A 23,164-nucleotide genomic window follows, 5' to 3' on the forward strand; every position below is an offset into this window, starting at 1 on the left:
CAACAGAATTATCCACTTGACGGATAACAAAAACGTGTTCCAACACATAAAAATTAACGGGGAGTATGCGGTTTATTACCATGCTAAAAATGTGATAATAAATTAATAGCCTCTATCCCCCTATAAATGAGGAATCCTCTCATGAGCAACAAACATAAATTAGTTCAAGAAATTGAAAACAGCCAATTAAAAACTGACGTACCAAACTTTGGTCCAGGTGATACTGTTGTCGTACAAGTAAAAGTACGTGAAGGCGACCGTGAGCGTCTGCAAGCGTTTGAAGGCGTGGTTATCGCTAAACGTAACCGTGGCTTGAACTCAGCTTTCACCGTGCGTAAAATCTCAAGCGGTGTTGGCGTTGAGCGTGCTTTCCAAACTCACTCACCATTGATTGCTAGCATTGAAGTGAAACGCCGTGGTGATGTTCGCCGTGCGAAACTTTACTATCTACGTGAACGTTCTGGTAAATCTGCTCGTATCCGTGAGAAACTATCTTACCGTAAAGAACAAGCTTAATTTTAAGCCATTACAACCTTGTACACCAAAAAGCAAAAACCCAATTTTTTTAAATTGGGTTTTTTGTTGAATATAAAAAATTGGTTACACCCAATTGGCTTTATTATCTTTATGTGCCAACACATGGGGCAAAACGATTTGCCACATCATATCAATATGCAAGCTATCGGCATTTAACGCAGGAATATAATGGTATTCGCCACCACCATTATTTTGGAAAATATCCCGATTTTCCACCGACAATTCTTCCAGCGTTTCCAAACAATCCACCGAAAATGCAGGGCTAATCACTTGCACCGATTTAACCCCTTGCCTACCCCACTCAGTCAAAGTCGCATCGGTATAGGGTTTGACCCATTCTTGTTTGCCAAAGCGAGATTGAAAACTGCACAACCATTCGCCATCGTTTAGCCCCAATTCTTTGGCAAGTTGCCCAGCGGTACAGCGACAGCGGTCGGCATAGGGGTCGCCTTTATCGGCATAGGGTTGCGGAATCCCATGAAAACTCATCAACAATTTTTCAGGTTTGCCATGTGTGGCTTGAAACTTGCGAATATTATCTGCTAAAGCCTTGATATATAAAGGATTGGCAAAATAATCTTTAATCAAGGTAAAACTTGGCAAATTTCGCTGTTGTAGCCCCCATTTAGCAATCACGTCAAACACCGCCCCTGTGGTGGTCGCAGAATATTGCGGATATAGCGGAAAAATGACGATTTGTTCGGTTTTTTGTCTGTCATTTGGATTGGTTAAGTCGTCCAAAATATCTCTCAACGCTGGCTTGCCATAGGTCATGGCGGTATAAACTTGCACATCAAAACCTTGTAACAAGCTGTCTTTTACCTGTTTTTCGCTGTCAAAACGTTGTTGCAAAAATTGGGCTTGTTCTTTGGCGATTTTGCGTAATGGCGAATCGTTTTCCCAAATACTTTGGTAAGCGTGGGCAACTTTTTTTGGGCGTGTGGTTAGCACAAATAAATTGAGAATAATTTGCCAAATAAATTGCGGAATTTCTATCACTCGTGAGTCGGATAAAAATTGGCGTAGGTAGGCTTTGACCGCTTGCGGTGTCGGCTCGTCTGGTGTGCCAAGATTGACAAGGACAACGGCGATTTTTTGTGGTTGGGTTGGGTTCATTATTGTTATTCGTTTTTTGTTAAATGAGTGGTGGATTTTAACATTGTTTTTGGGCTTATGCAAAACCATTCACGTTTTAATTTTAAAAGTATTTTTAACAAAGCATAAAAAATCCGCTACCAAAAGATAACGGATTTTTTATCAAATAATGTTTGATTATTTGGCGGAAACCGCTTTACGCAATTCATGCAATGACAAAGCGACATCGGTACTCGCTTGCCAATATGGTGTGCCAGACTTCAGCATATCATGGGCTTTGGCATAATTTTGTCGGTTAATTTCAACCGCAATTTTGCCTGCTTCTTTATGAAAAATGGCATGAATTTCACGACAACTTTCGTAGGCTTCTACACCGCCCATCGTTTTTTTAGTCGCATCATCATACAGCCATTTGCCAAACATACACACATTGTCTTTGCAAAGGGTGTCAGCATCTACTTCTTCATGGTTATCAATAGCATGACGTAGTTTATTTTTCCAATCGGCATGAGCATGAGCAACGGCATTAAAATCCAATTCTTGCATATCTAAATCCTTCCAAATCATTGAAAAATTTTAAAGAATGATGTTACTTTTTTAAAACAAAACCATTGATAAAATCGTATAAAAATATGATTTTTATCAAATATGTTTATTTTTGACATCTCATTTATAAAGCTAAAATTCAACGAATATCAACTTTATGGCGAAATTATACACTTTATATTTACATAATTGTACAAAAAATATACTAAAACATACAAAAAAACAGATATCCTAAAAATTCTTAACAATTATTTAGAAAAATTTATATATGCAGTTTTCTTTTAAAAAAATAATTAAAATAGCTGAATGCCCAATCCGCCCAATGCCATTTTTATACCAACTATCAACAACAATCCACCAAACATGCGTTTAAGCGTGCTTGCAGGCAGTTGATGAGCGAGTTTTGCCCCGACTTTGGCAAAAATATAACTCATCACAGAAATACAAACAAATGCCGATAAATGCACAAAACCAATCGCATCAGGTGGCAAGCCTTGTACATTTCGCCCAAAAAACATAAAACCAAACGCCCCTGCCAACGCAATCGGCAGACCGCAGTCCGATGACGTGCCGACCGCTTGTTGCATAGTCAAACCAAAACGGCTCAAAAACGGCACAGTAAAACTACCACCACCAATGCCAAACACAGCCGATGCCATACCAATCAAGCCTCCAACCGCCGACTGTACAGGGGCAGATGGCAGATTGCCTGTGGCGACTGCGTCTGATTTTTTTGCCATGACCATTTTGAAACCCATAAACAACGCCATGCCAGCGATAAGCAAGGTCAAAATTTCGCCTTTTAATTTTTCGGCAACGAACGCTCCAAATACGCTACCGACCACCAAGCCGATAGACATATTTCGCCACACGTCCCACCGCACACCGCCACGCTTGTTGTGCGACTGCATGGAGCTGATGGACGTTACCACGATGGTCGCCAAAGACGTGCCGACCGCTAGATGGGTGATGACTTCTGGCGAGTAGCCGTACGCCCCAAAAATCGCCATGAGTACAGGCACGATAATCAAGCCACCGCCCACGCCAAACAGCCCTGCACACACGCCTGCGAACGCCCCTGCGAGCAAAAACCATAGATACATTAACATATTATTTTCCTTTATTGCAAAATTGGGGTATGATAGCTATTTTTAAAATTGTAAAAAAGAGTATTCATCACGTTTTTGCAATATATGCGTGAAGTTAAAGCGTGAATTTTACCACAATCACGCTGATTTAAAAGCGAATTGTTTTTTAGGTTTGATGAATTTTTTTGAATGATAATTTTTTAGCGATAACCCAAATCCATTAACTTATGCAAATTCCCCACACCCATTTAACGACCACCCATTCCACCAACAGCGAGCTAATTGCGTGGGTTATTGACAGCTTTGACAAAAGTTTTGATAAAAATGCTCAAAACAACGATAACCATCAAATGCACTTTAGCCGTCCGCACCTACTCACCGCCGACCGCCAAACAAGCGGACGTGGACAACATGGCAGAACGTGGCAATCTCCCATTGGCAACGTCTATTTTTCTCTATACATTCCTACACAAAAGTTTAGTAAAAACCAACACTTTTTTATCAAAACCCCAATAGACGGCAGACTGTCGCTCGCTATCGCTTTGGCATTGGTAAAAATGCCAATAATCCAACAAATCAATACAACCTTAAAAAGCCAAAATTTGCCGACCATTGGCGTAAAATGGGTGAATGACGTTGGCTTTTACCAAAACGCACAATTCCAAAAATTATCTGGGATTTTGATTGAACCTGTCAATCATCAAGGCAAAATGCTCGGCATTGTCATCGGCATTGGCTTAAATGTGCATAAACCGCCTGTTTTAACCAAAATCACCCAAGAAACTCTCAATTACCAAGCGATTAGCCTTGCCAATTTTTTAACACAACCCATTGAATTAAATGAAATTTATGAGATGATGATAACTGCTTGTTACAAGGCGATTTGTCAATTTAACGAATTTTATAATAAAGTTTTTTTTAACAATTTTTTAATAGAATTTAGCCAATTTGACGTATTAAAAGATAAAAATATTTTAATTGATTTACCAAACAGCCAAAAAACAGGGCAGGCGGTCGGCATTGATAACAACGGCTGTTTGTTAGTTTGTACAAAAAACCAACAGATTGAACCGATTTGGACAGGGACAATTCATATTTTGTCAAATGATTGATTTTACAAAAGATAATTAGCTTAGATATTAAGAGAAACCACACAATGACTTTACCTATTTTTAAACACGTTCATGATGAACCGACCAAATTATGGCTAGATTTAGGCAATACTCGCCTAAAATATTGGCTCACCGATGATAAAGGCAATGTACTAGAACACGATGCCAAACAGCATTTGCAAGCCCCTGCGGAGATTTTGTGGGGATTGGCTGACCGTTTTTCGTGGTTTAACCCAACTTTTATCGGAATTTCTTCTGTTTTGGGTGAAAAAGTGAATGAAAGAGTTGCTAAAAGTTTAGAAGTTCTGGAAAAACCATTCGCTTTTGCTAAAGTAACTGATAATCATCACTTAATGAAAAGCGACTACAATCCCAATCAACTGGGCATGGACAGATGGTTACAAATGCTTGGTGTGGTAGAAAAAGATAAAAAATTGTGCGTGGTCGGTTGTGGTACGGCTTTGACGATTGATTTGATTGACTGTGATAAAGACGATTTGAACAATCGGGGTCATCATTTGGGCGGTTATATTTTTCCGAGCATTTACCTTCAGCGTGAAGCCTTGTTCAAAGGCACTCGGCAGATTAGTATCAAGGACGGCTCGTTTGACAATATCAGTGTCGGCACAACCACCAAAAATGCGGTACATCATGGCATTTTGCTGTCTATCGTGGGGGCGATTAACGAAGTGATTAAGCACCACGCCAATTTTGACGTGGTGCTAACAGGCGGTGATGCCAAAACCTTTGAGCCATATTTAAGCGTTAAACCTTTGATAAAACAGGATTTATTGTTAATTGGTTTGCAACGGTTTTTTAATAAAACTTAATAAAAGTTTAACAAAAAATTAATCTTCTGCAGTCAATCCCAACACTGCAAGCACTCCGTCCAACCCTGTCTGATTGATGGCATAATTGGCTTGTTCTTGCACCACAGGTTTGGCTCGGTATGCCACGCCAATATCCGCCAACGCCAGCATTGGCAAGTCATTCGCTCCATCACCCACCGCCACCGTATCTGCCACATCAATGTTTAAACGTTTGGCAACGGCTTGCAGAATCTCGGCTTTTTTTGCCCCATTGACAATCGGTGAAGTTACTTTGCCTGTCAATTCGCCATCAATAACATCCAATTCGTTGGCGTATATTTCATCAATGCCTAATTGTGTTTTTACATATTCTGCAAAATAACTAAACCCGCCTGACACCAATACCACATGATAGCCGTTGTTTTTTAGCGTGCTAATCAGACGTTTTGCCCCCAAGCTAAATGTGATATTTTGTTTGATGATTTCGTCCAAAAAGTCGGATTTTAAGCCTTTTAACAATGCCACTCGGCGAGTAAAACTTTCATCAAAATCAATCTCGCCACGCATGGCAGATTCGGTAATGATGTCCACTTGCTCGCCAATGCCTGCTTTTTTGGCAAGCTCTACAATGACTTCTTGCTCAATCAAAGTAGAATCCATGTCAAACAATGCCAGTTTGTGCGGACGAGTAAGTTTGGCGATTGGCACGGCATTGATATCTATTTGCTCAAAATCTTTAAAAATTTGTTTAATATTTTTGCCAAAATCATCATCAACACCTGTAACAATCCATTGAAAAATACTCACAGGACTGGTTTGTTCGGCTTGGGATTTGTCGGCATTATTTTGCCAATCACTTTCATCAACCAACGTGCTTTGGTGCAAAATGCGTAAGGTTGGGTAGCTTTCGGCAAGTAATTGGTTGATATTGGCAAAGATACCCAGTTCAAATTTGGGTGAAAAAAAGGTCAAAACCCATGCGTTTGGGTCAATTTTTACAATTTTTTGAAAAAAAGTTGCGTTCAATGTCATTTTCCTCTTGTTTGCGATGGCAATTAGCATGATAATGTAACATTTATTTTCCACGAAAGAAAGTTTTAAATTTATGAATCATCTTGCACCCCGTCAGGGCTTATTTGCCGTTATTTTGCTAGCAAGTTTTTGCTTACATTTATTGGTTCTTGCATTAAGTTCCGAAAAACAACAATATGACTATCGCACCAATAAAGGCGAAAAAATTGTTGAGCAATTGAGTAAAGAAGCTTTGGTTGCGGTGAGCAATCAAGACCGCATTAGTTTAAGCGTGTTGGCAAACCGTTATCAGCTAGATAGCGATGTGGCTCGTTTGACGATTAGCGGTGCGGATAAAACTGCCCTTGTGCAAACTGGCGTGGCTCAAAATGACATGGGGCAGGTGATTGAAAAACCGATTATCCAAAATAATCAACAAGTGGGACAAGTGGCTATCACCATGAAAGCAGTGTCTAATGGCGAAGTGTTGGCATCGCAGTGGCTGTTTATTTTGGGTTCTGCTGTGTTGCACATTTTTTTATGGTTTATTTATCGTTACAATGCCAGACCGACCCAAGAACAGTTGTTACAAATTGGCGAAAAAGTGCAACAACGTGTTGCTTTGGCTCGTTTTGGCGTGCCGACTGCCAATGTGTCGCAAAATGTACCGCAAGATGACAAAGACAGCGAAAAACAAACACCACCATCAAATGAAAGACCCCAAGCGACAGACAATAAAACAGGCGAAAAAGCAGGGTTTAGCATTCAAAGTTATTTGCAACAACAGCAAGCCAAAAACCCATCTACTAGCCAAAATATCGCTACCACACCAACCGAAACAGCGGATAATTTGCCAAAAAATCTTCATCAACAAACCATGGCAACCGAATATGAATTGGCATTGCAAATCCGTTTTTATGATGAGTTTAAATTGTTGGAACGCCTAGCTCCCGAAGTGGCACAGCCGTATTTGCACCTTTGCGAACAGCTGTTAAAACGTGCGTGCGATAGCCTACTGGGTCAACGCCAATCCGTGTTAAACCAAGCTGTCAAAAGCGTAACCTTAAAGCAACTGCCTTACTTTGACAAACATGGTGCGGTGGTGCATTTGACTGGTAAAAGCGAAGAAGTGACTTTGGCTTCGGTATTGCTTGCCAAATTGATTTTGATTTTAAATCAAGTGGTTTATGAAAAGCATCGTGAACTGTCCCGTTTTGCTTTGCCGATGTCGGTGGGCGTGAGTACCACGCAACAATTTGCCGATGTACAGCACCTGATGCAGAGCCATGCCAAAGAAGATGGTTTATTGTTATTATTCCCAAAAAATCTGCTAACCTTGTTAAATAAAAGTGTGCAAGTCAAACACATTAACAATCCAATCAGCATTGCCGAGCGTGAAATGGTGCGGTATGAAGGCTTGTCGCAAGTGTTTATGAAAGAGTTGATTGGTAAACGTGATGATATTTTAACCAGTACCGAACGTTACCAAATGTCGCAACCGATTTGATAATTAATAGAATAGACCTCTTTCCAAACCTTAATAGTGATTTGGTATAATACTGATTTTTAGAAAAAACAGCAAAAGCATGATACCCGAACAAGCAGAAAAACTCAGTGACGCACAATTTAAACGCTACTTTGGCATCCAAAGAAGTACCTATACTCATATGCTCACCATACTACAAGAAGCATACAACGAACAACACAAAAAAGGTGGCAGGAAAAATGAAATCAGCCTAGAAAACAAGCTCATGCTGACTTTGAGTTACTACCGAGAATATCGCACCCAATTTCACCTAGGGCAAGACTTTGGTATCAGTGAAAGTGCTGTCTGTAAAACCATCAAATGGGTAGAAAGCATACTGATAGCCCACAAAGACTTTGCCCTACCTAGCAAAAAGGCTTTATGGCAAGACCCAAACCTTGAAACCGTACTGATAGACGCAACCGAAGTACCTTGTGAGCGACCCAAAAAAGCAACGCAGGCAATACTCAGGTAAAAAGAAACACCACACCTTAAAAGCACAAATCGTTGTCGATAAAAACAGCAAAAAAATACTTTGTACCCATTTTAGCAAAGGTAAAACCCATGACTTTAAACTTTACCAATACTCAAAAATGCGTATAAAGCCTAGTATCTTAATCCAAGTAGATTCGGGCTATCAAGGCATACACAAACACCATGCCAATAGCAAATTCCCAAAAAAGAAAACCAAGCTTAATCCACTATCTAAAGTTGACAAACAAGCCAATCGAGAATTAGCTTCTGAACGGGTAACCAATGAACATGTTATCGGCAAAATCAAACGTTTTAAAATCCTAGCCTGTCGTTATCGTAATCGCAGAAAACGCTTTGGCTTAAGGGTTAATTTGATTTGTGCCATTTATAATTTCGAGTTGGGTTAGTTTGGAAAGAGGTCTAATAAAAACCCAAACAATTGATGTTTGGGTTTTTTGTTTTGTAAAACCGAGTAGAAATAAAATTACTCAACACCAATCAAATGCCCCATTTTATCTTTTTTGGTTTGCAAATAATCTTTGTTAAACGCATTCACACCCACCAACAACGGCACACGCTCCACAATCTCAAATCCCAAATCTTCTAAATAACTGACTTTATTCGGATTATTGGTCAAAATTTTCACCTTTGACACGCCCACATGGTCAAGCATTGGCTTGCACATTTCATAAGTGCGAGCATCGGCAGGCAAGCCAAGCAAAAGGTTCGCTTCTAACGTATCATGCCCTTGGTCTTGCAAAGCATACGCACGGATTTTGTTTACCAAACCAATGCCACGCCCTTCTTGACGTAAATACAAAATCGCCCCACAGCCGTATTCTTGTATCATTTGCATAGTGGCGTTGAGTTGCGGGCTACAGTCGCACTTTAGCGAACTGAACGCATCGCCTGTTAAACATTCGGAATGAATGCGAATTAGTGGAATTTTGTCCGTATTTTCTTGATTGATTGGTAAACCAACACTTAACAAAACGTGTTCTTGTTTTTCTGCATTTTCAAAGACATGAATGTCAAATAATCCGTGAGCGGTCGGTAATTTGGCTTGACTGATAAATTGATAAGACACTTAAGATACCTGTTTTTTTGTTATTTGGCTCTTTATAAGTCTTGTTTTTGCCAAAATCAAGCCAAAAAACAAGGCTTTGCAAAATTTTTAGCAAAAAGACACATTTTTCACCATTTTTCCACAAACAAACAGGGGCTTTAGTCTGTTTGTCCCCCCAAAAAAATGTTATGATGTGCAATCTTTTTGATTTTATATTTTGATGTGAAAAGTTAGCCAATTATGTTAAAGCCAGCCAAAAAAGCCGTTACCCATTTGCAAAAAAATTTTGAACAAATGCCTGTTCAACGCCCTGTTACACCGTTATTAGATGCGATTGATTGCCCAGATGATTTAAAAAAATTTAGCACCGAGCAACTTCGCACGCTTGCCGATGAATTGCGTGAGTTTTTGCTGTATTCGGTGGGCGTGAGTGGCGGTCATTTTGGCTCAAACTTGGGCGTGGTTGAGCTGACGATTGCGTTACATTATATTTTTAACACACCGCACGACCAGTTAGTGTGGGACGTGGGACATCAAGCCTATCCGCACAAGATTTTGACAGGCAGACGAGAGCGTTTGACGAGTATTCGCAGTCAAAACGGCTTGACCGCCTTTCCAGAGCGTGGCGAGAGCGAATTTGACACCTTTGGCGTGGGGCATTCGTCCACAGCGATTTCGGCAGGCGTGGGTATGTCGCTTGCCATGCGTCATTTGGGCAAAAAACATAAAGCCATTGCGGTGGTGGGCGATGGTGCGATGACAGGTGGTATGGCGTTTGAAGCGATGAATGATGCAGTGCAACAAAACGCTGATATTATCGTGGTGTTAAATGACAATGATATGTCCATTTCACAGGCGACAGGCGGTTTTTCCAAGCATTTGGCAACTCTTTGGCAACGTGGCTTGGCGGTGGATATTGACAAAGACGGCAAGCCGATTATCACCAAACGCACGATTGCTAGCGATGATAGACGTATCCGCCATTATCTACACATGGCGAATGAAGTGTTTGATGATTTAAGCGTAAAAATTCCAAAAAAAATTAGCGAAAAAATTGCCGAACAAGGCTTGCCAACTCCTGCACAATTAGAGCGTTTGCCTGAAAAAATCGCCAACAAAATTGCTGATAATATGTTTCCAGAAAATTTATTTAAAGCGATTGGTTTTCAATATTTTGGGCCGTTTGATGGGCATGACGTGGCAAAATTGGCACAAGTGTTTGAACGTGTTAAACAGCTTAACGGTGCGGTGTTGGTTCATGTGCATACGGTCAAAGGCAAAGGTTTTTTACCTGCAGAAAGCAACCCAATTACTTATCATGCGATTAGCAAATTACCCAAACAATCAACAAAAACTGATGAAAATAAACCAACAAAAGTTGTTAAAAAATATTCACAAGTATTTGGCGAATTTATCTGCGATACCGCAAATTTTGACAAAAATTTAATGGCAATCACCCCTGCAATGGCGGAAGGCTCTGGTATGGTGGAATTTGCCAAACAATTTCCCAAACAATATTTTGATGTGGCGATTGCCGAACAGCACGCTGTAACGCTCGCTGGCGGTATGGCAACGCAAGGCGTAAAGCCGATTGTGGCGATTTATTCCACCTTTTTACAACGTGGCTACGACCAACTGATTCACGATGTCGCCTTGCAAAACCTTGACGTTACCTTTGCCATTGACCGTGCGGGCTTGGTCGGTGAAGATGGTGCGACCCATGCAGGCGTGTTTGACATTGCCTTTATGCGGACAGTGCCGAACATGGTGATTGCCTGTCCAAAAGACGAAAACGAATGCTATCATCTGCTAAAAACTTGCTACCAATATCAAGGCACAACAGCGGTGCGTTATCCTAGGGGCAATGGTTTGGGCGTGGCAATTGATAAAAATTTGACTGAAAATTATCCGATTGGTAAAGCAGTTTTAGAAAAAACCGTTAATAATCAAAATGTTAATAAAACCGATAAAAAAGTGGCGTTATTGGCATTTGGCTCTATGGTAAAAACGTCTGTTGATGCGTGTGAAAATTTAGCAGAAAATTTCCCCAAAATCCAATTTTCAGTTTATAATATGCGATTTGCTAAACCGATTGATAACGAACTGCTTGATGAATTACTTGAAAATAATTATCAAATCATCACCCTTGAAGAACATCAAATCATGGGCGGTGCAGGCAGTGCGGTCAATGAATACATTTTAGCAAAAACGGTAACAAACCGCCAAGCATTACCAAGTGTGCTGAACATTGGCATTGCAGACAGCTTTATTCCACACGCAAGTCATCAACAACAGTTGACTTATTGTGGGCTAGACGTGGCAGGCGTGGTGCAAAAAATTCAACAAATTTTGTGATTTATTGGTAAAATATTTTTTGCCAAATAATTTTTTAACATTTTAACAACTTCTTTTTAACAATTCGCAAGGGTCAATTATGGAACCAATGGTCGTCATGGCAGCACGCGCTGCACAAAAAGTAGGCAATGAGATTTTAAACGCTCATTTAAACCGTCATAAAATTGAATTAAACATTGAAAGCAAAGGCTTGGACGGTTTGGTAACGCAAATTGACCGTTATAGCGAAGAATTGCTGATTGCCACTTTAAAAGAAAGCTATCCAAATCATTCGTTTTTGGGTGAAGAATTTGGCTTGCAAGAAGGCAAAGGCAACGATGCGGACTGGTGTTGGGTGATTGACCCACTAGACGGCACGCACAATTTTGTTCATGGATTACCGCACTTTTGTGTATCAATTGGCGTGCAAAAGAATGGCGTAACCGAACACGCTGTTATTTATGACCCTGTACGTGATGAAACCTTTTCGGCAAGTCGTGGCAAAGGGGCAAGGCTTAACCAACGCCGTATCAACGTGAGCGAACACAAAACCATTGACGGCGGATTTTTTACCACAGGACACCCACTAGAACGCAACCGTGCGGACGGTGTGCATTCGTACGCAAAAGAACATTTCGCCACGCTACAAGCGATTTGTGAAAAAGGCGGTCAAGTTCGCCGTTTAGGTTCGGCAGCCCTTGATTTGGCGTATGTGGCGTGCGGTCGTGTTGATGGCTATTTTGAAATGTCTATCAAACCTTGGGACATCTGTGCAGGTGAGTTGATTGTCAGCGAGGCTCGTGGTACGGTGGTTGATGCGTCTGGTGCTCATAACGCCATGGATACAGGTTCAATTTTTGCGTGTAATGTCAAATTGTTAAAACCGTTAATACAAACCGTTGTGCCTTTGTGGGGTGATGCAGTAAAAAGTTAATTGATTATTAATTGAGTAAGCTTTGAAAAAAAACGCCTTACCACACATTAAGGCGTTTTTTTTGTGCATATTTGTGTCTATCATTACATTTTAATAAATAATTGTTACAAAAAGAATGTCATTTTGTGTTATCATCATTGCATTGATTTGAAAAAATTAATATTAAATATTAATTGTTAAAATTAATTTAACATTATTTTTTCAAAAATTTTGAATTTTTTTCTATAGGAATCATCATGAAATTAACCACCCTTGCAACTGCCAGCATTTTAGCTTTGACCGCAGTTACCGCAACTGCCGAAACTTACACCATTGACGAAAACCACACCGCTGCACGCTTTGCGATTGACCACATGGGCACATCAACCAATCACGGTGCGTTTTACGGTTTGACAGGTCAAGTGGACTATGATGCCAAAGCCCAAACAGGCTTTGTTGGCGTAACCATTCCAGTTGCAAGCCTTGACACAGGTATCAAGGCATTTAACGAACATTTAAAATCAGAAGACTTTTTTAATGCCAAAAAATACCCAACAGCGTATTTTAAATCAACCAAATGGCATTTTAAAGATGGCAAACCAAGCAAAATTGATGGCGAATTGACCCTACTTGGCAAAACCAATCCTGTAACTTTGACAGCGGCCAAATTTAACTGCTATGACAACCCAATGTTAAAAGCTCAATCTTGTGGTGGCGATTTTGAAACCACGATTGACCGCACCAAATGGGGCATGGACAAATATACTGACTTAAAAAGTATGCGTGATGTCAAATTAAACATTCAAATTGAAGCGTACAAAAAATAATTTGTTTGTTAAGCCAAATTAAAAATGATTAAAAAGAAAAGTTGGTGAAAGCCAGCTTTTCTTTTTTTCGTATTTTTTATTGGCGACTGTGTAAAATTGCACTGCTAACGGTAGCAATTATCACCAACACCACGCCAAATCCTGTTAAAAAACTCATTCGCTCGCCCAACGCCACCATCGCACACAGCACGCCAAGCACAGGCTCAAGCGGAATTAACATGGCGGATACTTTGGTCGGCGTGTGTTGCAGCCCTTTGTTAAACAGCCAATAGGCAAGCCAACTGCACGCCACGCCAAGATAAAGCACCGCTCCAATCGGTTGCCAATCGGTCGGCATTTGCCAATTTTGGTTTAACACAAGTGTAAACGGCAAACAAGTTATCGCCCCAAGTGTCAAAATCGCTGATGTATAGGTGCTAGCGTCCATTTGTTGCATAATATTTTTGCCAAAAAATATGGAAAACACGAACGAAAGCTCAGCCAACACCACCAAAGCTGAACCAAATACGCTCACTGTACCGTCCGAATTACCGCCAATCACCAACAACAAAATCCCAATAAACGCCAACACGCCCAACGCCCAATCGTACCAATGATTTTTTTGGGCAAAAAACAGCGAACCGATAATCAGCATAAACAACGGCTCAGCCCCAACAATGGTAACGGCACTGGACGCAGATGTGTATTTTAAACCGATAAATTGTAATAATAACGCAATCGGAAAATTTAAAATCGCTAAGTAAAACAGACGAATTTTTAACTTTTTTTCAAGTTTAAAATAAGTTTTGATAAAAATTGGCAACACAAATAAACTTGCAATCAGTAAGCGTAATTGCACCGTCATCACAGGGTCAAATGCTGTGTAAGCCATTTTACCAACGGTAAAAGAGCTTGCCCAAATGAATAAAGCGATAATCATGTACCACATGGTTTTTCTCGGTTTTTATTTTTTTATAATTTGGTTAAAATTTTTATGGGATTGGAATTTTATTTGACAAGTGTTGGATAAATTTTTAAACTAACTTAAGTTAGCTAAGTTTATGTTTAAGTCGTTTAAAAAGGATAAAATTATGTCATATATCACGCTAGATAGCAATATTCCTGTGGTGAATATGCACGAAGCCAAAATGCATTTATCGGCAATTGTTGATGAAGTCAAACGTTATGGCAAGCCACAAGTACAAGTAATGCCGATTGAGCAACAAGTGAGTAAACGTCAAATGGGAACTTTGAAAAATCAAATCAAAATCCCTGATGATTTTGATAACGTACTCAACGATAAAATTGAAAAAATGTTTGCAGGGGATATGATTTGACTGCTTTATCAACCCATTTTTTGTTAGATACGCATATTTTGTGGTGGTTTTTGAAAGGTAATACTGACAATATTTTGCCAACAAATGTTAAAATATTACTTGACGAAAATAATCAACTTTATTTTAGTATAGCAAGCATTTGAGAAATGTCTATCAAATACAATCTTGGTAAGCCAAATTTTGACTACGACCCACAACAAATCGCTGATGAATTAATCCGTTTGGAATTTCGTATGTTGGATACTAAACTAGGATATACGCTTGCGGTCAAAAATATGGAACGCATTCACAACGACCCATTTGACCGCCTACTTTTGGTACAAGCCGAACGAGAAAAACTGCAATTTTTCACAGCGGACAATTTGATTTTGCAATATAATAAACCGTTTGTCATTGATGTGCGTGTTTAATTTTTCTCAAATTTTAACAACAATTTTACATTTTAACAGGAAAAAGCGATGCGAATTTTAAATAGCCAAAACCCAACTTTTGACCAAGAACTAACCGATTTACTCGCCTTTGAAACGGTAAATGACCCACAATTGTTAGCAACGGTGGATAAAATTATCGCTGACGTACGTCAAGGTGGCGATGAAGTGATTTTGCAATTGACCCAAAAATTTGACAATCACCCTGCCGAAACCTTTGCTGAGTTACAAATTAGCCAAGTTGAGCTAAAACAAGCCTTTGATAATTTGGATAATACGGTCAAATCTGCGTTGGAATTATCTGCCAAACGTATCCAAAATTTTCACCAAAAACAAGTGCAAGACAGTTGGATGTTTACTGATGAATTGGGCAATACTTTGGGACAAAAAGTAACGCCACTTGATAAAGTCGGCATTTATGTGCCGGGGGGATTGGCAAGCTATCCGTCTAGCGTACTGATGAATGCCATTCCTGCAAAAGTCGCAGGCGTGGGTGAGATTGTCATGGTTGTTCCTGCACCAAATGGCGAATTAAATCCGCTTGTTTTGGCGGCAACCTATTTGGCAGGCGTGGATAAAGTGTTTACCATTGGTGGGGCTCAAGCGGTGGCGGGCTTGGCATACGGTACGGCAAGCATTCCGCAAGTGGATAAAATCACAGGGCCGGGCAACAAATATGTGGCGGCGGCAAAACGTGCGGTGTTTGGGCAAGTCGGTATTGATATGATAGCAGGCCCATCTGAAGTGTTGGTTTATGCCGAAGGCGTGGCGGAAGATAGAGCGGATTGGCTTGCGATGGATTTATTATCGCAAGCGGAGCATGACATGGTGGCACAGGCGATTTTTGTTACCACGAGCGAACAATTGTTAAAAGATGTGGAAAACGAAATTAATAACGCCTTAGCAATTTTGCCAAAAGCGGAGATTGCCAAAACGTCTATTGCCAATCGTGGGGCATTGATTTTGGTAAAAGACCGTGCCGAAGGCGTTCAAGTAATTAATCGAATTGCTCCAGAGCATTTGGAATTGTCAGTCAATGACCCTGAGAATATGGCACAAGATATTCGCCATGCAGGGGCGATTTTTATGGGGCGATTTACCCCTGAAGCGATTGGCGATTATTGTGTTGGCCCAAACCACGTTTTGCCAACATCAGGTACGGCTCGGTTTAGCTCACCGCTTGGTGTGTATGATTTTCAAAAGAAATCGTCTATCATTTATTGCACTGAACAAGGCAGTCAAAGCCTTGCCAAAACAGCGGATATTTTGGCAATGGAAGAAAATTTAGAAGCCCATGCTCGGTCGGCTCGTTATCGTATTAATCAGTAATTTTTAACTATTTATTTAATAATTTTTAATAAAAATACAAAATCCCACAAAAAAATGATTGATTTTTTTGTGGGATTTGTTATTGTAGTGGGGCATAATTTATTTTTTAAGCTTTTTTACTAAAACTTACCACAAAAACCCCTTATGATAGAACTTTTAACCGACCCATCTGCATGGTTAGGACTTGCCACATTAGTCGTACTTGAAATTGTTTTGGGTATTGACAACCTTGTTTTTATTGCCATTTTAGCCAACAAATTACCACCAGAACAACGTGCCAAAGCCCGAAATTTAGGGCTTGGGCTTGCGCTTGTCATGCGGCTAATTTTGTTATCCATGATGTCATGGCTCATCACCTTAACCGATCCTGTCTTCAGCTACGGTAGTTTTGGCTTGTCGGTGCGAGATATTATTTTGATTGTCGGCGGTGTCTTCTTGCTGTTTAAAGCCACGCACGAACTGCACGGACGACTAGAAGGCAAGCCTGAACGTACAGGCGAAAGCCAAATTCACGCAGGTTTTATGGCGGTGGTCGCTCAAATTGTGATTTTGGACGCAGTATTCTCATTTGATGCCGTCATTACCGCAGTCGGTATGATAAAACATCTTGAAATCATGATGGCGGCGGTAATTATCGCTATGGGTGTGATGGTTTTAGCAGCAAAATCTTTAACCGATTTTGTCGGCAAACACCCAACAGTGGTGATTTTGTGCTTAAGTTTCCTATTAATGATTGGTTTTAGCTTAATTGTTGAAGGATTAGGCTTTCATATTCCAAAAGGTTATCTATATGCGGCGATTGGTTTTTCAATTCTTATTGAAGCGTTTAACCAATTTGCCCAACGCAACCGCACCAAATACGAAAATCAAATCCCAATTCGTGATAGAACTGCCGATGCGATTTTAAAATTGATGGGTGGCAAAACCCAACAAGAAAACACCATTACTCCAGAAAATAACGCCGAATCCTTTGACCTTGATAGTATGCCATTCGCCCAAGAAGAACGCTATATGATTAGCGGTGTGCTTGCGTTAAACGAGCGTGATGTGCATACGATTATGACACCACGCACCGAAATTTCTTGGGTGAATATCAGTGCCAGTCGAGAAGAAATCCGCAATCAGCTGCTAGACACACCACACAGCCTATTTCCTGTGTGCAAAGACAGCATTGATAAAGTAGTTGGCGTGGTGCGTGCCAAAGATATTTTGGACTTGTTAAACCGTGATGTTGCCGATTTGGAACAAGCAATTAAGCCATTATTGGCAAAACAGCAACCTGTGTTTGTTTCTGAAACGATTGATAACTTAAAGTTATTAAATATGTTAAAAAATGCCAAAGGCAACCTAGCAATGGTAATTGATGAATATGGACAAGTTACAGGTTTGGTAACACCGCTTGACGTGCTAGAAGCGATTGCAGGCGAGTTCCCAGACGAAGACGAAACCCCAGAAATCATCAAACAAGATGATTATTGGCTGGTAGAAGGTACGGCAAGTTTGCACCAGTTACGCCTTGAGCTTGATGAGCCTGATTTGCTGATTGACGCTGACCAATTTACCATTGGTGGCTATATGATTTCGCAGTTTTCCGATTTGCCAGAAATCAATCAAACGCTTGAAATTGAAGGGTTTTTGTTTACCATTTTGGAAACATCGCAATCTCGTATTTTAAAATTAAAAGTGGAAAAAATCGCCTAATTTTGGAATTTCTCAAAATTTTGGCAATAACGGCAGGTATTAAGAGTTATGGTGGTTTTTAATTGCGAAATTCATCAGTGACATTTTCCCAGCTGTCATAATTTTCTTGTTGGTTCATAAAAAAAGGGCGTAAAAATTTACTTTTATACACCCTTTTTTTGCTAAATTTTAACTGTCATTTTTAACAAAAATCACACCCCAATTTTTGCCAAAACTTCGTCTAATTTTAACATTTGTTTTTCACCATCTTGACGATTGACATATTCATAAGTAACTTCGCCATTTTCATCAATATTCTTTTCTGAAATCACGATACGGTGCGGAATACCGACCAATTCCAAATCAGCAAACTTCACGCCTGCACGCTCATCACGGTCGTCAATTAACGCATCAACGCCTTTGGTTTTTAAATCTGCGTACAACTGTTCGGCAAGTTGCATGACTTTATCATTTTCAGCGTCTTTCATTTTGCCTTTAATCATCGGCACAATCGCCACAGTAAACGGTGCAATGCTTTCGCCTGTGCTACTTGTTTTCCAAATAATGCCGTTGTCATCGTGATTTTGCTCAATCGCCGCCGCCACAATACGAGTAACGCCAATGCCGTAACAGCCCATCATGGTAATCACAGGTTTGCCTTGCTCGCCCATCACCGCACAGTTTAGGGCTTTGGCGTATTTGTCGCCTAATTGGAAAATATGACCGACTTCAATACCACGTTTAATTTGCAGTTTGCCTTGTCCGTCTGGGCTTGGGTCGCCTTCCACCACGTTGCGAATGTCGGCAACTTGGGTAATTTGGGCATCACGTTCCCAGTTTACGCCTGTGGTGTGAAAATCTGGCTTGTTTGCACCGCTAACAAAATCCGCCAAAATTGCCGCACTTTTATCCACAATTACAGGAATGTTCAAATCAAACACGCCAATATAACCTTTGTACAAACCTGCGTTTTTCATGGCTTCTTCGCTTGCCATCGTTAAAGGTGCTTTGACTTGTGGTAATTTTTCGGCTTTGACTTCGTTTAAAGTATGGTCGCCACGCAATACTAACGCAACTAAAGTCGGATTGCCATTTTCATCATCAACACCTTCTACAATCAAGGTTTTCACTGTTTGTGAAAGTGGCAGGTCCAAATGTTCGGCAACTTGTTCACACGTTGGCATATTTGGCGTGCTTACGTCTGTTTTTTCTTGGCTTGGCGTTGCTCGTTCACCAACGGCAACCGCTTCGGCAAGTTCAATATTTGCCGCATAATCAGACGTATCCGAAAATACGATGTCATCTTCACCGCTATTAGCAAGCACTTGAAACTCATGCGATGCAAAACCACCGATTGAGCCTGTATCCGCTTGCACCGCACGAAAATCTAAGCCTAAACGAGTAAAGATATTGGTGTAGGCACGATACATATCGTCATAGGTTTTTTGTAAAGACGGCTGGTCGATGTGGAACGAATAGGCATCTTTCATGATAAATTCACGAGAACGCATCACGCCAAAACGTGGGCGGATTTCATCACGGAATTTGGTTTGCACTTGATAATAACTAACAGGCAATTGTTTATAACTTTTTAACAAATTGCGAGCAATGTCAGTAATCACTTCTTCATGCGTAGGTCCAAGCACAAAATCACGGTCATGGCGGTCTTTAATACGCAATAATTCTGGACCGTACGCTTCCCAACGTCCCGACTCTTGCCACAGCTCCGCCGATTGCACCACAGGCATCAGCAACTCTTGACAGTTAATGGCATTCATTTCTTCACGAATGATTTTTTCTACTTTTTGCAAAGTTTTTAAACCCATTGGCAACCATGAATACAATCCTGACGCAGACTTGCGGATTAAGCCTGCTCTTAGCATAAGTTTGGCGGAAATCACGTCCGCATCGCTTGGAACTTCTTTTAATGTGGCAAATGTAAATTGACTGGCTCGCATAATGCACCTTTTTTGTGAAAAATTTGGTAAAAATTAAAAAAATAATCGGTTATTGTACCGTTTTGCATGATTTTTGACAATCAAACTTTTAGCAAACACAAGATATATAATCACAACAGTTTTTTACAAAAATCATCATTAAAAAAGTTTAAAATAAAACCATAAAAATCAAATAAAGTTAAACAATAGGAATATTTATGAACGATACGCCAACAACAGAAACGCAAAAACCGCCCACTGTCGCCAAAAATCAAAAATTTTATTTTTGGCTGTCGGTTTTTTTCTTTGCCATTATCAGTGCGATGGTTATCGGTTTTATCACTTATCAAAAAAATAATAAACCCAAAATTGATGTTTTAACCACCGATGGCGTGATTAGTAAAATTCAAACTTTAAACCGTTTGCAAACCGTTGTTTATAATGTAGATACGGTGATTACCGCCCAAAAAGCGGGCAATTGGTACGCCCTTTGGCAAGACGAACAAAAAGGCTTGTTTGTCGCTCATGGGCGAGTGCAAGCAGGGATTGATTTAAACCAACTCAAACCTGAAAATGTGCAAGTATCGCCCATCACTGACGAGATGGCAAAAGGCGATGCCCCTGTTCAACAAAATGTAACCATTACCCTACCCCCAGCCCAAGTGTTTGAAACCTATCTGGACGACATTGAAATCTACGATATCCAAACAGGCGTGTTTGGCATGGTGGACATTGACCCAAAGATTTTTAGCCAAGCCCAAACTTCAGGCAAACAGCAAGTTTTGGTAACTGCTTGCAAGTCTGATATGCTCAAACTTGCGACCGACAACGCCCAAAAACAAATCACCAGTTTGTTTGCGTTGGCAAATGCGAATGTAACCGTCAAAGTTACACCACCAAAAAACTGTGTTTAACAAATATTGCCAACGATACTGTGTTTAACAAATATTGCCAACGATTTTGTATATCGTTAAAAAAAACAAAACGCAATACAAGGATTGTTAATCTATTTTATCCTGATTGATTTTGGTATGAAAGGTTATTTTTTGGTGGTTTTCAACCTGTTTAATTTGTGTAAATATTGTTAAAATTTATTGCTTAAAAACTGGCTATAAATTTTGGTAATGTTTTTTGCAATATTTTATCCTGAAAGGAAAATTCCATGAATAACGATAACACCAAAAAAGTTTTGCGAATTGCTTTGGTGGCGGTGCGTCCTGCCGACCAAGTCATGCTAAAAGGCTACTTACGTCTGCTCATGCGATTAGAAGCCGACCTTGAATGGGTCTCTGCCAATCATGAAGCTGTTGACCTGTTTATGATTAACAGCGAATTTCAACAAGCCGACAGCGTACAACACCTTATCTCTGCCAAGCCTGATGCGGCTGTGCTTTATATCACACGCACCGATGCAGAAAATGGCTATTTGACAGGCAGTCTATTAACCTTACCGATGAAAGATTTAGATCCGTTAAACCGTTGGTTATACGCCAATTTAAAATTTTTATCAGGGCAAACGCCAGCCAAAACCCAACAAAACGACATAGCACCACAAAAACGCCAATCACTAGATGAGCTTATCGCCAGTCGTCAAAATCAACCTAACAGCAACCCAACACAAAACACAGCACAACTAGCAAACACAGCGACCACCGCCACAACGGCTTTTGATAAAAGCATTGCAATTGCCTTTGCCAAAATCTTAAATCGCTTATACAAAAAAGAAGACAATTTGTTCAGTTTGAATGATAAAAATGGCACATTGTTGGCATATATTCAGCCCAAACAACAACGTATTTGGCAAATTCAACCAAAATTTACCGCTTCAGAATGGACATTAAACGTTGCCAATCCGACCGATTTGAACCCTGCCCAATCGCAAGATTTGGTGCAATTTTTTTGGCAATTTGGCTTAAAAAATGCCAAACATTATCAACCATTTATCAACGCCACCAACCAATATCACATCAAAAGTTGGGTAAAACCTGAAAATAACAGCCAACGCCACAACGCCTTAAAGGTGCAATGCGTCCTTGAACCACGCCCTGTTAACCTAGCAGAAGTGATTCAATTAAGCGGTGTAGATGCAAAAGTTGCTACCGTGATGGTGATTGCCTTGATTTTATCAGGGGTGATGGACAACAGTGTGTATGATAGCCTAGAAAAAACTGTCGCAGAGTTTCACAAAGATATGCCAGCACCTGAGACAGTTGCACCTGTGCAAACCGCTCATATGCCGACCAATCAGACAACCGCAAGTTTGCAACAAGAAATCAAAGCAGAACTACCACAACAAGCCAAAGAAGAAAATAGTGGCATGAAAGGATTTTTGTCACGCTTAAGAAGCAAGCTGGGTATTTAGAACCTGTATTCATAACATTACACAGTAAAACTTCACAAGTTTAAAAATAAATATTTATTTGCTTTTGCATGAAAAACGTTGTGAATACAGGTTCTTAATCTCTATTTATAAGAATTTTAAATAAATTGCTATCAATGTTTATCATAAATATAGAACAAAATTTATTTTTAGTGTATGATAGTAATAATTTTTACGTTTGATTTTATCATTTTGCAAAAAATCAACTCATATTTGTAAGGCTAAATTATGCAACGCTTAAAAATCGTTTTTAGTGGACCGATGGGAGCTGGTAAAACTCAAGCTATCTCTAGCTTGTCTGATATTCCTGTGGTATCTACAGAGGTAAAAAACACCGATTTACAAACCAATGCCAAAGCATTAACCACCGTTGGTATGGATTACGGTGAGTTGACCCTTGAAGGTGGTATGAGTATCGGACTGTACGGCACACCGGGTCAAGAACGTTTTAACTTTATCTGGTCTATTTTATCACAAGGTGCTTTGGGTGTGATTATCCTAATTGACCATTCTGCGAGCGACCCGATTGCTGATTTGGCAAATTACCTTGAAACCTTTGCAAAAATCTATGATGGACGTATCGTGATTGGTGTCAGCCAAGTGGACAAAAAACCAGAATTGGATTTTGGGATTTACCGTGATTGGTTAAGCAAAAATGACAAAAATCTTCCCATTTTCCCAGTTGATATGCGAAAACGTAAAGATGTGTTGTTATTGGTTGATACCATTATTTCTTCATTAGAGCTTAGCAGTTAAT

The 23,164-nt window shown here is 40.1% G+C and carries 22 protein-coding genes; 15 read left to right on the plus strand and 7 right to left on the minus strand.

The genetic code is table 11. From position 1 onward, the window contains the following. Positions 1 to 141 precede the first annotated feature (141 nt). Positions 142 to 516, plus strand: a complete 375-nt coding sequence (gene rplS / locus ACGTJS_RS02525; protein ID WP_315043770.1) for a 50S ribosomal protein L19 — start codon at positions 142 to 144, stop codon at positions 514 to 516. 84 nt (positions 517 to 600) lie between these two features. Here rplS and hemH read toward each other — a convergent pair whose 3' ends face one another. The 3 genes from hemH to ACGTJS_RS02540 form a co-directional block, all read right to left on the minus strand. Beyond that, entirely contained in the window at positions 601 to 1,653 is a 1,053-nt protein-coding gene (gene hemH / locus ACGTJS_RS02530) for a ferrochelatase (protein ID WP_315043768.1), read from the minus strand. A 156-nt stretch (positions 1,654 to 1,809) separates the two neighbouring features. Beyond that, complete coding sequence (locus tag ACGTJS_RS02535) at positions 1,810 to 2,178, minus strand: CZB domain-containing protein (protein WP_315043764.1); 369 nt, start codon at positions 2,176 to 2,178, stop codon at positions 1,810 to 1,812. A 293-nt stretch (positions 2,179 to 2,471) separates the two neighbouring features. Beyond that, a complete protein-coding gene (locus tag ACGTJS_RS02540) occupies positions 2,472 to 3,287 on the minus strand; it encodes a sulfite exporter TauE/SafE family protein (protein WP_410472718.1) in 816 nt (271 codons plus the stop codon). A gap of 206 nt (positions 3,288 to 3,493) precedes the next feature. Here ACGTJS_RS02540 and ACGTJS_RS02545 point away from each other — a divergent pair, with 206 nt between their 5' ends. After that, complete coding sequence (locus ACGTJS_RS02545; RefSeq protein WP_410472719.1) at positions 3,494 to 4,378, plus strand: biotin--[acetyl-CoA-carboxylase] ligase; 885 nt, start codon at positions 3,494 to 3,496, stop codon at positions 4,376 to 4,378. A gap of 44 nt (positions 4,379 to 4,422) precedes the next feature. Beyond that, on the plus strand, positions 4,423 to 5,208 hold the full coding sequence (locus ACGTJS_RS02550; RefSeq protein WP_410472720.1) for a type III pantothenate kinase: 786 nt from the start codon (positions 4,423 to 4,425) through the stop codon (positions 5,206 to 5,208). An 18-nt stretch (positions 5,209 to 5,226) separates the two neighbouring features. Here ACGTJS_RS02550 and serB read toward each other — a convergent pair whose 3' ends face one another. Continuing rightward, positions 5,227 to 6,213 carry a phosphoserine phosphatase SerB gene (serB, locus tag ACGTJS_RS02555; protein ID WP_410472721.1) on the minus strand — a complete coding sequence of 329 codons (987 nt, stop codon included), beginning with the start codon at positions 6,211 to 6,213 and terminating at the stop codon, positions 5,227 to 5,229. A 79-nt stretch (positions 6,214 to 6,292) separates the two neighbouring features. Here serB and ACGTJS_RS02560 point away from each other — a divergent pair, with 79 nt between their 5' ends. Next, entirely contained in the window at positions 6,293 to 7,705 is a 1,413-nt protein-coding gene (locus ACGTJS_RS02560) for a hypothetical protein (RefSeq protein WP_315040634.1), read from the plus strand. Between the two features lie 79 nt (positions 7,706 to 7,784). Beyond that, positions 7,785 to 8,604 (plus strand): IS5 family transposase gene (locus tag ACGTJS_RS02565; protein WP_410471559.1). Its coding sequence is split into 2 segments (ribosomal slippage): positions 7,785 to 8,170 and positions 8,169 to 8,604, totalling 822 coding nucleotides; the frame shifts between segments, so codons are not numbered across the junction. A gap of 77 nt (positions 8,605 to 8,681) precedes the next feature. Here the strand turns inward: ACGTJS_RS02565 and ribA are convergent. After that, a complete protein-coding gene (ribA, locus tag ACGTJS_RS02570) occupies positions 8,682 to 9,284 on the minus strand; it encodes a GTP cyclohydrolase II (protein ID WP_410472722.1) in 603 nt (200 codons plus the stop codon). A gap of 219 nt (positions 9,285 to 9,503) precedes the next feature. Here ribA and dxs point away from each other — a divergent pair, with 219 nt between their 5' ends. The 3 genes from dxs to ACGTJS_RS02585 all read left to right on the plus strand — a co-directional run bounded on the left by dxs (position 9,504) and on the right by ACGTJS_RS02585 (position 13,337). Continuing rightward, complete coding sequence (dxs, locus tag ACGTJS_RS02575; protein WP_410472724.1) at positions 9,504 to 11,618, plus strand: 1-deoxy-D-xylulose-5-phosphate synthase; 2,115 nt, start codon at positions 9,504 to 9,506, stop codon at positions 11,616 to 11,618. Between the two features lie 79 nt (positions 11,619 to 11,697). Continuing rightward, positions 11,698 to 12,531 (plus strand): inositol monophosphatase family protein, encoded by an 834-nt coding sequence (locus tag ACGTJS_RS02580; protein WP_315040629.1) that lies wholly within the window; start codon positions 11,698 to 11,700, stop codon positions 12,529 to 12,531. A gap of 236 nt (positions 12,532 to 12,767) precedes the next feature. After that, positions 12,768 to 13,337 (plus strand): YceI family protein, encoded by a 570-nt coding sequence (locus tag ACGTJS_RS02585; protein ID WP_410472725.1) that lies wholly within the window; start codon positions 12,768 to 12,770, stop codon positions 13,335 to 13,337. 76 nt (positions 13,338 to 13,413) lie between these two features. On the opposite strand, the gene ACGTJS_RS02590 is transcribed toward ACGTJS_RS02585, so the two are convergent. Continuing rightward, positions 13,414 to 14,265: a DMT family transporter gene (locus ACGTJS_RS02590; protein ID WP_410472726.1), complete on the minus strand. Its 852-nt coding sequence runs from the start codon at positions 14,263 to 14,265 to the stop codon at positions 13,414 to 13,416. Between the two features lie 142 nt (positions 14,266 to 14,407). On the opposite strand from ACGTJS_RS02590, the gene ACGTJS_RS02595 reads away from it, so the two are divergent. From ACGTJS_RS02595 to ACGTJS_RS02610, 4 genes are all read left to right on the plus strand, one after another. Continuing rightward, positions 14,408 to 14,653: a type II toxin-antitoxin system Phd/YefM family antitoxin gene (locus ACGTJS_RS02595; RefSeq protein ID WP_410472727.1), complete on the plus strand. Its 246-nt coding sequence runs from the start codon at positions 14,408 to 14,410 to the stop codon at positions 14,651 to 14,653. Between the two features lie 146 nt (positions 14,654 to 14,799). Continuing rightward, the gene (locus ACGTJS_RS02600) at positions 14,800 to 15,063 is read left to right on the plus strand and encodes a hypothetical protein (RefSeq protein ID WP_410472728.1); all 264 of its coding nucleotides are present in this window, start codon (positions 14,800 to 14,802) and stop codon (positions 15,061 to 15,063) included. 48 nt (positions 15,064 to 15,111) lie between these two features. Next, positions 15,112 to 16,410 (plus strand): histidinol dehydrogenase, encoded by a 1,299-nt coding sequence (gene hisD, locus ACGTJS_RS02605; protein ID WP_410472729.1) that lies wholly within the window; start codon positions 15,112 to 15,114, stop codon positions 16,408 to 16,410. A gap of 144 nt (positions 16,411 to 16,554) precedes the next feature. Continuing rightward, entirely contained in the window at positions 16,555 to 18,111 is a 1,557-nt protein-coding gene (locus ACGTJS_RS02610) for a TerC family protein (RefSeq protein ID WP_315040620.1), read from the plus strand. A 191-nt stretch (positions 18,112 to 18,302) separates the two neighbouring features. Here ACGTJS_RS02610 and ACGTJS_RS02615 read toward each other — a convergent pair whose 3' ends face one another. After that, positions 18,303 to 20,048, minus strand: a complete 1,746-nt coding sequence (locus tag ACGTJS_RS02615; RefSeq protein WP_410472730.1) for a proline--tRNA ligase — start codon at positions 20,046 to 20,048, stop codon at positions 18,303 to 18,305. Between the two features lie 197 nt (positions 20,049 to 20,245). Between ACGTJS_RS02615 and ACGTJS_RS02620 the strand changes: the two genes are divergently transcribed. From ACGTJS_RS02620 to ACGTJS_RS02630, 3 genes are all read left to right on the plus strand, one after another. Continuing rightward, positions 20,246 to 20,941: a DUF4230 domain-containing protein gene (locus ACGTJS_RS02620; RefSeq protein ID WP_315040616.1), complete on the plus strand. Its 696-nt coding sequence runs from the start codon at positions 20,246 to 20,248 to the stop codon at positions 20,939 to 20,941. Positions 20,942 to 21,189: 248 nt separating this feature from the next. Beyond that, on the plus strand, positions 21,190 to 22,389 hold the full coding sequence (locus tag ACGTJS_RS02625; protein ID WP_410472731.1) for a hypothetical protein: 1,200 nt from the start codon (positions 21,190 to 21,192) through the stop codon (positions 22,387 to 22,389). A gap of 246 nt (positions 22,390 to 22,635) precedes the next feature. Then, on the plus strand, positions 22,636 to 23,163 hold the full coding sequence (locus ACGTJS_RS02630) for a GTP-binding protein (RefSeq protein WP_410472732.1): 528 nt from the start codon (positions 22,636 to 22,638) through the stop codon (positions 23,161 to 23,163). The last annotated feature ends 1 nt before the right edge of the window (position 23,164 follow it).

This window comes from Faucicola mancuniensis, assembly GCF_046523945.1.
Classification (GTDB): Bacteria; Pseudomonadota; Gammaproteobacteria; order Pseudomonadales; family Moraxellaceae; genus Faucicola; species Faucicola mancuniensis.

Bases quoted from the DNA above. Each gene is read 5' to 3' on its own strand.
- ACGTJS_RS02535 (WP_315043764.1), bottom strand. From the start codon at position 2,178: ATGCAAGAATTGGATTTTAATGCCGTTGCTCATGCTCATGCCGATTGG.
- ACGTJS_RS02595 (WP_410472727.1), top strand. From the start codon at position 14,408: ATGTCATATATCACGCTAGATAGCAATATTCCTGTGGTGAATATGCAC.
- ACGTJS_RS02610 (WP_315040620.1), top strand. From the start codon at position 16,555: ATGATAGAACTTTTAACCGACCCATCTGCATGGTTAGGACTTGCCACA.
- ACGTJS_RS02585 (WP_410472725.1), top strand. From the start codon at position 12,768: ATGAAATTAACCACCCTTGCAACTGCCAGCATTTTAGCTTTGACCGCA.
- dxs (WP_410472724.1), top strand. From the start codon at position 9,504: ATGTTAAAGCCAGCCAAAAAAGCCGTTACCCATTTGCAAAAAAATTTT.
- ACGTJS_RS02580 (WP_315040629.1), top strand. From the start codon at position 11,698: ATGGAACCAATGGTCGTCATGGCAGCACGCGCTGCACAAAAAGTAGGC.
- ACGTJS_RS02620 (WP_315040616.1), top strand. From the start codon at position 20,246: ATGAACGATACGCCAACAACAGAAACGCAAAAACCGCCCACTGTCGCC.
- ACGTJS_RS02560 (WP_315040634.1), top strand. From the start codon at position 6,293: ATGAATCATCTTGCACCCCGTCAGGGCTTATTTGCCGTTATTTTGCTA.
- hisD (WP_410472729.1), top strand. From the start codon at position 15,112: ATGCGAATTTTAAATAGCCAAAACCCAACTTTTGACCAAGAACTAACC.
- ACGTJS_RS02590 (WP_410472726.1), bottom strand. From the start codon at position 14,265: ATGTGGTACATGATTATCGCTTTATTCATTTGGGCAAGCTCTTTTACC.
- ACGTJS_RS02540 (WP_410472718.1), bottom strand. From the start codon at position 3,287: ATGTTAATGTATCTATGGTTTTTGCTCGCAGGGGCGTTCGCAGGCGTG.
- ACGTJS_RS02630 (WP_410472732.1), top strand. From the start codon at position 22,636: ATGCAACGCTTAAAAATCGTTTTTAGTGGACCGATGGGAGCTGGTAAA.
- ACGTJS_RS02550 (WP_410472720.1), top strand. From the start codon at position 4,423: ATGACTTTACCTATTTTTAAACACGTTCATGATGAACCGACCAAATTA.
- rplS (WP_315043770.1), top strand. From the start codon at position 142: ATGAGCAACAAACATAAATTAGTTCAAGAAATTGAAAACAGCCAATTA.
- ACGTJS_RS02600 (WP_410472728.1), top strand. From the start codon at position 14,800: ATGTCTATCAAATACAATCTTGGTAAGCCAAATTTTGACTACGACCCA.
- hemH (WP_315043768.1), bottom strand. From the start codon at position 1,653: ATGAACCCAACCCAACCACAAAAAATCGCCGTTGTCCTTGTCAATCTT.
- ACGTJS_RS02615 (WP_410472730.1), bottom strand. From the start codon at position 20,048: ATGCGAGCCAGTCAATTTACATTTGCCACATTAAAAGAAGTTCCAAGC.
- ACGTJS_RS02625 (WP_410472731.1), top strand. From the start codon at position 21,190: ATGAATAACGATAACACCAAAAAAGTTTTGCGAATTGCTTTGGTGGCG.
- ACGTJS_RS02545 (WP_410472719.1), top strand. From the start codon at position 3,494: ATGCAAATTCCCCACACCCATTTAACGACCACCCATTCCACCAACAGC.